At 37.3% G+C, this 1079-nt stretch carries 1 protein-coding gene; it reads left to right on the forward strand.

Translation table 11 applies throughout. The features are described from left to right. Nucleotides 1–1058 (forward strand): IS630 family transposase gene (locus tag QUA36_RS31240; RefSeq protein WP_333460169.1). Its coding sequence is split into 2 segments (ribosomal slippage), with 1056 coding nucleotides annotated over them: nucleotides 1–453 and nucleotides 456–1058; the frame shifts between segments, so codons are not numbered across the junction. This gene is flagged as partial in the annotation. Nucleotides 1059–1079 lie beyond the last annotated feature (21 nt).

Genomic DNA, 1079 nt, shown 5'->3' on the forward strand with positions numbered 1-1079 from the left:
CAGTGGCAGCGACTATATTACAAGAATCAGCAAGCATATATACGACAAAGACTATCAGCAATCAGGTATCTAAGTGAAGGAAAAAGTCGAGGGGAAGTAGCCAAATTAGTAGGCTCTACAGATTTAACCATAGCCAAATGGATTGGTAAATATCTAGATGCAGGATTAGAAGGGCTAGTGGAGCCAATCAAGCATCAAGTGAAAGAGAGGCTGAATCCTGAGCGGCAGCAAGAGATCAAAGAAATGGTATTGAACGATAGGCCAACTAAGTATGGAATAGACCGAGAAATCTGGACCGGAAAAATTATAGCATTCGTAATAAAGCAAAGATGGGGAATAGAGTTGAAAACATCGAGAATCTATGAAATATTAGATAAGTTGAATCTATCACATCAAAAAGCACACCGAGATTACGAGAATGCTTCACCAGAAAAACAAAAAGAGTTTGTGAAGATGCTAAAAAAAAAATGCGCCAGAAAAAGCCTGGGGAGAAAATTATCTTCTTTGATGAATTCGCAGTATATAACCGACCAAGTACATACTACGGATGGGCATTAAAAAATACTCGACCTCAAGTGTCATCAAATGAAAGTAAAAAGAGAGAGAAATTAAATGGATTATTAGCAGTAGATGCTGTGAGTGGAGCAGAATTCTTGCGGTTAGTACCAACTGCCAAAACAGAAGACTTAGCATTATATTTTGGAGAGCTATGCTCCTACTGTATTCAGGAAAAAATCAAGCATTTGACAATCATATTAGATAACAATTCTACGCATAAAAATAAGCTGCGCCGTTATTTATGGGCTGAGTTATTCACATCAGGGATTGAGGAACAGATAACAGTTGAATTTGTTTACACACCACCATATTCTCCGAATTTTAATTTAGTCGAATATCTAATTCATTTGCTCCGATTGAGACTACTACATCATTTGCCAAGTGACAAAAGTATCGAGCAGGTTGAACTGCGAATTAAAACCTTTTTTGAAACTCAACAATTGCAGACTCCCATCCAAATTGCCAACACGATTCAACATATCTATAATCTCATTCTATAGTCTTCTAGCGGGAAGGGAGTA

Source organism: Microcoleus sp. Pol10D4, assembly GCF_036701555.1.
In the GTDB taxonomy this organism is placed as follows: domain Bacteria; phylum Cyanobacteriota; class Cyanobacteriia; order Cyanobacteriales; family Microcoleaceae; genus Microcoleus.